Here is a 6,749-nt window from a genome sequence, read left to right as displayed (position 1 = left end):
CCACCTGATCCCATGCCGAACTCAGAAGTGAAACGCGGTAGCGCCGATGGTAGTGTGGCATTCGCCATGCGAGAGTAGGACACTGCCAGGCTCCCAACATTGAAAGCCCGCTCATCTGAGCGGGCTTTTTTATTGTCTGAAATCAGTTACTTATAAGCGATAAACTGTTGACTCCCCTTCTTCATTGGCCCTGACTGGCACAGGGTAACTCCATATTGACCACCCCATCTTCCAGCTGAATATCGATCTTGAAGCCAAGCCGCCTGGCCAGATTGATCATGCCGCGATTGCTGGGCATGGTCATGCCCGATAGCTGGCCAATGCCCCGTTCTCTGGCGTAGCGCACTATCTTCTCCATCATCAGCTTGCCGAGCCCGAGTCCTTTCAGGTCGGAACGTACCAGAATGGCAAATTCTGCATCGGATAGGTCCGGGTTGGAAATGGCCCGCACCACCCCGAGGATCTGCTGACTGAGAGCGCCGTCCTGCCCGACGGCAACGAAGGCCATCTCCCGGTCGTAGTCAATCTGGGTCATGCGGGCCAGTTCTTCGTGACCCAGTTCACCCACATCGGCAAAGAAGCGTTTGTACCTGTCTTCATCCGATACCTTGAGCACAAACTGCTTGTGGGCGGGTTCATCCTCCGGCCGGATCGGGCGCAGCAGCACATGGTTCTGATCCTTGAGCCAGGCTCCCTCTTCCAGTTCGGTGGGATAGGGGCGTATGGCCAGCGTATTGAGTCCCTGCACCACAGGCATCAGTGTCAGGCTGGCATCCAGAATGACCATCTCGGCCCCGCATGCCTGCAACGGATGCAGGTCCAGCTCCTGGATTTCGGGGAAGGCCAGCAGCAGCTCCGACAGCTGGCACAGCACCTGACCCAGAGCGTCAATATCGAGTTTTTCGGGCGTGGCCTGCTCGCGGATCTTGCGACTCTTGAGGGCACCAATGATCTGGTAACGTGCCAACGCCTGGTTCAACGGCGGCAGGGCCGCCATCATCTCCTGCGGTTCGGCGCCTGATTCACCGAGCAGGATGACGGGGCCGAATATGGGGTCTTGTTGCAGCCGGATCCGCAGCTCTAGCCCCCCACTGCGGCGCGCCATGCGCTGCACCAGCAGGCCTTCGATGCGGGCGCCGGGATCGTGCTGTCTGACCCGATCCAGAATGGCATCCGCAGCCTGGGCGACTTCGGCCGAGGTACGCAGGTTGAGCATGACGCCGTGTACCGCCGACTTGTGAAGGATGTCCGGCGAGCGCAGCTTGACCGCGACCGGATAACCGATCTGCTCTGCGGTCAGGGTAGCCTCAATGGCATCGGAGACGATCCAGGTCGGCAACGTAGAGAGCCCGGCGGCTTGCAGTATGGGGTGCACCAGGTGGGTATCGAGCGTGAGCTGTTTGCGCTCCAATGCTTGGCGGATCAACTGCTGACACAGCTCGACGTTGAGCTTGTCACCCTGCAGGGAGGCTGGCGTTTCCATCAGCTGCTTCTGGTTGCGGCGGTATTCCACCATGTGCATGAAGGCGGCGACGGCGCTCTCCGGGGTACGATAGGTAGGAAATCCTGCCTCGCTGAACAGACGACGCCCCTCCTGCGCCGAGTATTCTCCTGCCCAGTTGGTCAGGATATTGAAACGCCTGGCCCTGGGATGTTGTTTGACGTAGTCGATCAGGCTGCGGGCCAGTTCGGCTCCGCGCGCCGTGAGGGACGGGGCGTGAATGAGCAGGATGGCGTCGGCTTCATCCCCTTGCAGCAAGGTCTCCAGCGCCTGCCGATAGGCGGCAATATCGGCATCACTGCCAATGTCCCGTGGTGGCATGGCCAGTTTGCCGCCCCGTTCCAGCAATTTGTCGATCGCCATGTTGGCCAGTCCACGGCCGTTGGAGATGATGGCCAGTCTTTCCCCCTTGAGGGTGAGGGAGTGGCTCAGAGTCTCGACTGCGGCAAACAGCTCGTGGGTATCTCGTACCCGCAGCATGCCTGCGCGCCGAATGGCTGCATCGTAGACGTTGTCGAGGCCATTTGCCGGATCGTGACGGCCGCTCTTGAGCACCAGGATGGGCTTGTTGCGTGAGGCCGCCCGTGCTGCCGAGAGGAAGTGGCGGGCATCGTGCAGCTTGTCCATGTAGAGCAGGATGGCGCGCGTGGTGCCATCGCGAGAGAGCTGATCCAGCAACTGGCCGAAGTCGATATCACAGTGATCGCCGAGGGAGATGAAGGCGGAGAAACCCAGCTCATGTTGCTTGGCCCAATCGAGGATAGTGGTGCTGACGGCGGCTGACTGGGAGAGAAACGCCACCTGGCCCGGTTTGGCCGCGATGGGGGAAAAACTGGCGTTGATGCCTTGACCCGGCAACAGCATGCCCATGCTATTGGGGCCGAGCAGGCGAATACCGTATTGGCGACTCAGCTGTTGTAGCTGCGCTCTCTCCTGCATGGAGAAGTCGGCAGCCAGTATGATGGCCGCTCCGGCGTTTTTCTTGCCCAACTCCTCGATGAGTGGCAGTACACGTTCGCGTTTGGTACATATGATGGCGAGATCGGGGGAAACCGGCAGGCTGCTGATATCGGGATAGGCCAGTACGCCGGCGATGGCCCTGTTGTGTGGGCTGACTGGTAGTATGGGGCCCTTGAACTGGCCCGCGAGCAAGTGCCTGATCACCACATGACCCGCTTTCTGCGGGTTGGTCGAGGCACCGATGACGGCGATTGACTGGGGTTTGAAGAGCCGATCCAGGCCGCTTTGTTTCATGGGCACTCCCGTGGGTGGCGGATGGTGCCAGTGTAATACGCTTTGACTGCCTGTTCTGTGACCGGTTGCGGATCACTGTTTGGTGAGGGCACTGGCTCGCAGATAAAACTTCATCTTGCCCTGGATTTGGCGCACCGCCGCCAGATGGCGTTCCTGCAGATAGATATCTTGCTCCCGATCCAGCGGGGTTTGCGGTATCCCCAGGCTCTGCAGGTACTCTTCAAACAATTGTGAGCTGTTGATTTCGATCAGATGACGCATCATGGCGAGGCTCCTTCCATTCAGGCTGAACATAGAGTCTAGTCTGTGACCGCCATCTCGTTATGGCCATTGTCAGATTTGACACGAAGCAGCTCACACATCTGCGGGGTCAGGCTCAGGTACCGGGCGTGCACGCATTATAGTGAGTGCATGAAGCGCTGAGGGGCGAGGGATATGATCAGGATCTGGCTATGGTGCATCACATTATTTACTGGCAGTGTCTTGGCTGCCGAGTCGAACATTCGGGTCTGGAACTTGCTGCTGGATCATCCCAATCCGGCCGTGGCCAGTCTGCTGCGCCTCTCCCTCGATCTCACCATTCCCGAATATGGCCCCTATCGCCTGATTGCCAGCCCGCCGATGGAGCAGGGGCGAGCCGTCAAGGAGTTGCGGGGGGGCGAGCTGGTGCAGGTCGGGGTATTCGCGCCCGACGAGGAGCGGGAACGCACCCTGCTGGCTATCCATATTCCGCTGGCGAAGGGCCTACTGGGCTGGCGGGTTTGCCTCATCCGTCCGGGGGATGAGGGACGGTTTGCCAGGATTCACTCCTTGGCTGACTGGTATCACTCCGGGCTTACCATAGGTCAGCACAGATCCTGGCCCGATACCCGCCTGCTCAAGACGAATGGCCTCAGAGTCGTGGTGGGCAGTCTGTATGAAGCCTTGTTCAACATGCTGCGCAAGCAGCGTTTCGACTGCTTCCTGCGCTCGGTCATTGAGATCGAGGATGAACTCAAGCAGCATCCGGATCTGGCCATCGAGCCTCATCTGGTGTTCCGTTATCCGTTGGCGCTGCTGTTTTTTGTCTCACCCAAATATCCCGAGCTGGCGCAACGCATCAAGCTGGGGTTGCAGCGTGCGCACCAATCGGGTGCCTTCGAGCGGGTTTTTGGGGAGGGATTCGGCAGCACGATTCGTCGTCTGAAGCTGGATGAGCGGGCCATGCTGGAGTTGGATAACCCGGATCTGCCCGCCAGCAGCCGCGCCATGATGGCCGACCCAACTCTCATCTATGTCCCGGTCTCAGTCAGCTCGTCAGCGCAGTGACCCCTGGCCGCGCGCTGTATCCCAGAAGGCGCGGATCAGCGGCTCTTCCAGCCGCTTCTTGAGCACAGCGATGCCGACATCAAACGGCTTGAGCGCTGGCTTGGGCAGGGCGATGCGTACCTTCTCGCCCATAGGGCTGTGGTCGATCACCGCCGCCGGCACCAGCCCCACTCCGAAGCCGAGGGCCACCATGGCGACTATGCCCTCGTTGCCGGCTACCTCCGCGTAAATATTGGGGGCGATCCCTTTGTTGCGAAACCACTGGTCACAGCGCTTTCTCGCCAGCCCTTGCTCGGAGAGGATCAGCGGCAGCCGCTCCCAGTCAGGCTCTCCCTGCAAGAACCACTGGTTGGGTTGAGGCGGGTTGCGTGGGGCGATGAACACCAACGGTACCTGTTGCAGGCTGGCAAATTCCAGTTTGGCGGAGAGTGCATCCGGCCGCGCGGCTATGGCGAGATCGGCCTCGTCGGCCAGGACCTTGTCCACCGCCAGCGCCGGATCGCCGGTCTCCAGCTTGATCTCCAGCTGGGGATAGCGGCGACGAAAGCGCTCCAGCACCTCGGGCAGCAGAAAGTAGCTGGCGGTGACCGAGCAGAACACCCGCAGCCGCCCTTGCAGCGGTTCGTCGCTGCGTTTGAGCTCCAACTTGAGCTGGCGCCACTCCTGCAACAGGCCGCCACCGAACTCCCGCAGCTTCTCGCCAGCGGGGGTTAATCGCACCGAGCGGTTGTCCCGATCGAACAGCACGCAGCCGGTTTCTTGCTCCAGTCGCTGGATGGCACGGCTCAGGGTGGAGGGGCTGACCGCCATGGCATCGGCGCTTTTGCCGAAGTGGAGTGAGTCGGCGAGGTGGAGAAACAGCTCGAGATTGCGAAGGTCCATCTTTCAATTCCTGCCGCGGCGCGTTTGCCGATCTGGGATGACACTGGGTGAGATCGCCAAGAATAATCTTTCAATTCTTGCAACATACTGTTTCGAATATATCAGTTCAGGCAATAAGTGTCCCGCGCTATAGTGGTTCAGACAACGCCGTTACCCGGCATGGAATCAATCGAACGGAGCAATCACCATGGCTAACTATTTCAACACCTTGAACCTGCGTCAGCAGTTGGCCCAGCTGGGCAAGTGTCGTTTCATGCAGCGGGCGGAATTCGCCGACGGTTGCGACGTGCTGAAGGGCAAGAAGGTGGTGATTGTGGGCTGTGGTGCCCAGGGGCTGAACCAGGGTCTGAACATGCGCGACTCCGGGCTGGATATCTCCTACGCCCTGCGCAAGGCAGCCATCACCGAGAAGCGCGCCTCCTGGCAGAAGGCCACCGACAACGGCTTTGCGGTCGGTACCTATGAAGAGCTGATCCCGAGCGCCGATCTGGTATTGAACCTGACCCCGGACAAGCAGCACTCCGACGTGGTGAAAACCGTGATGCCGCTGATGAAACAGGGCGCCGCGCTGGGCTACTCCCACGGCTTCAACGTGGTGGAAGAGGGGCAGCAGATCCGCTCAGACATCACTGTCGTGATGGTAGCGCCGAAGTGCCCGGGTACCGAGGTGCGTGAAGAGTACAAGCGTGGTTTCGGCGTACCGACCCTGATCGCCGTTCACCCGGAGAACGATCCCAAAGGCGAGGGCATGGCCATCGCCAAGGCATGGGCCTCCGCTACCGGCGGCGACCGTGCCGGCGTACTGGAATCCTCCTTCGTGGCGGAAGTGAAATCTGACCTGATGGGTGAGCAGACCATCCTCTGTGGCATGCTGCAGGCCGGTTCCCTGCTCTGCTACGACAAGCTGGTTGCCGAAGGGACCGACAAGGCCTACGCCGGCAAACTGATCCAGTTCGGCTGGGAAACCATCACCGAAGCCCTCAAGCAGGGCGGCATCAGTCTGATGATGGACCGTCTCTCCAACCCGGCCAAGCTGCGCGCCTTCGATCTGTCCGAGCAACTGCGTACCCTGATGCGTCCGCTGTTCGAGAAGCATATGGATGACATCATCGCCGGTGAGTTCTCTCGCGGCATGATGGCCGACTGGGTCGAGGATGATGCCAAGCTGTTCGGCTGGCGCGAAGAGACCGGCAAGTCCGCCTTCGAAAACGCGCCGGCGTTCGCTGGCAAGATCGCCGAGCAGGAGTACTTCGACAATGGCGTGGTCATGGTGGCCATGGTCAAGGCGGGCGTCGAGCTGGCGTTCGAAACCATGGTGGCTTCCGGTATCTACGAGGAGTCTGCCTACTACGAATCCCTGCACGAGCTGCCGCTGATCGCCAACACAGTTGCTCGCAAGCGTCTGTATGAGATGAACGTGGTCATCTCCGACACCGCCGAGTACGGCAACTACCTGTTCGCCAACGCCGCAGTACCCTTGCTGCGTGAGCACTTCATGCCGACTCTGAAGGCCGGCGATCTGGGTGCCAGCAAGGCGGAAGGGCAGAGCGTGGACAACCTGGCACTGCTGGCGGCCAACGAAGCGACCCGCAACCACCCCATCGAAGCGATCGGTCAGGTACTACGTGGCTACATGAAGGATATGAAGCGCATCGCCGTCGGCGGTTAAGCAGGCATCGGGCAGGATGATGAAGGTGCGGGGATGACGATCCCCGTCGCCGCTCGGACTGGACACCCGATCGGCCAGAGTCCTAACCTGACCAAGCATAAAAAAGCCCCGCTCATTGAGCGGGGCTTTTGCATT

5 protein-coding genes and 1 rRNA gene are annotated in these 6,749 nt (G+C 60.3%); 3 read left to right on the top strand and 3 right to left on the bottom strand.

Annotated features, from left to right (window positions below; genetic code table 11):
- A 5S ribosomal RNA gene (gene rrf / locus ACW5XD_RS22085) occupies nucleotides 1–91 on the top strand; the annotation flags it as partial.
- Between the two features lie 90 nt (nucleotides 92–181).
- Here rrf and ACW5XD_RS22080 read toward each other — a convergent pair.
- Both ACW5XD_RS22080 and ACW5XD_RS22075 read right to left on the bottom strand, forming a co-directional pair.
- Nucleotides 182–2,755: a bifunctional acetate--CoA ligase family protein/GNAT family N-acetyltransferase gene (locus ACW5XD_RS22080; protein ID WP_456496741.1), complete on the bottom strand. Its 2,574-nt coding sequence runs from the start codon at nucleotides 2,753–2,755 to the stop codon at nucleotides 182–184.
- A gap of 72 nt (nucleotides 2,756–2,827) precedes the next feature.
- Complete coding sequence (locus tag ACW5XD_RS22075) at nucleotides 2,828–3,019, bottom strand: hypothetical protein (RefSeq protein WP_456496740.1); 192 nt, start codon at nucleotides 3,017–3,019, stop codon at nucleotides 2,828–2,830.
- A gap of 171 nt (nucleotides 3,020–3,190) precedes the next feature.
- On the opposite strand from ACW5XD_RS22075, the gene ACW5XD_RS22070 reads away from it, so the two are divergent.
- A complete protein-coding gene (locus ACW5XD_RS22070) occupies nucleotides 3,191–4,063 on the top strand; it encodes a hypothetical protein (RefSeq protein WP_456496739.1) in 873 nt (290 codons plus the stop codon).
- Here ACW5XD_RS22070 and ilvY read toward each other — a convergent pair.
- Nucleotides 4,052–4,945 (bottom strand): HTH-type transcriptional activator IlvY, encoded by an 894-nt coding sequence (ilvY, locus tag ACW5XD_RS22065; RefSeq protein ID WP_456496738.1) that lies wholly within the window; start codon nucleotides 4,943–4,945, stop codon nucleotides 4,052–4,054. The two genes, ACW5XD_RS22070 and ilvY, sit on opposite strands and share 12 nt — an antisense overlap.
- Before the next feature lie 187 nt (nucleotides 4,946–5,132).
- On the opposite strand from ilvY, the gene ilvC reads away from it, so the two are divergent.
- Nucleotides 5,133–6,614 carry a ketol-acid reductoisomerase gene (ilvC, locus tag ACW5XD_RS22060; protein WP_456496737.1) on the top strand — a complete coding sequence of 494 codons (1,482 nt, stop codon included), beginning with the start codon at nucleotides 5,133–5,135 and terminating at the stop codon, nucleotides 6,612–6,614.
- The last annotated feature ends 135 nt before the right edge of the window (nucleotides 6,615–6,749 follow it).

It is taken from the genome of Aeromonas enterica, from assembly GCF_054052465.1.
This window is presented reverse-complemented; position numbering and strand designations above follow the sequence as displayed.

Coding starts and splice junctions, on each gene's coding strand:
- ACW5XD_RS22080 (WP_456496741.1), bottom strand. CDS start 2,755: ATGAAACAAAGCGGCCTGGATCGGCTCTTCAAACCCCAGTCAATCGCC.
- ACW5XD_RS22075 (WP_456496740.1), bottom strand. CDS start 3,019: ATGATGCGTCATCTGATCGAAATCAACAGCTCACAATTGTTTGAAGAG.
- ACW5XD_RS22070 (WP_456496739.1), top strand. CDS start 3,191: ATGATCAGGATCTGGCTATGGTGCATCACATTATTTACTGGCAGTGTC.
- ilvY (WP_456496738.1), bottom strand. CDS start 4,945: ATGGACCTTCGCAATCTCGAGCTGTTTCTCCACCTCGCCGACTCACTC.
- ilvC (WP_456496737.1), top strand. CDS start 5,133: ATGGCTAACTATTTCAACACCTTGAACCTGCGTCAGCAGTTGGCCCAG.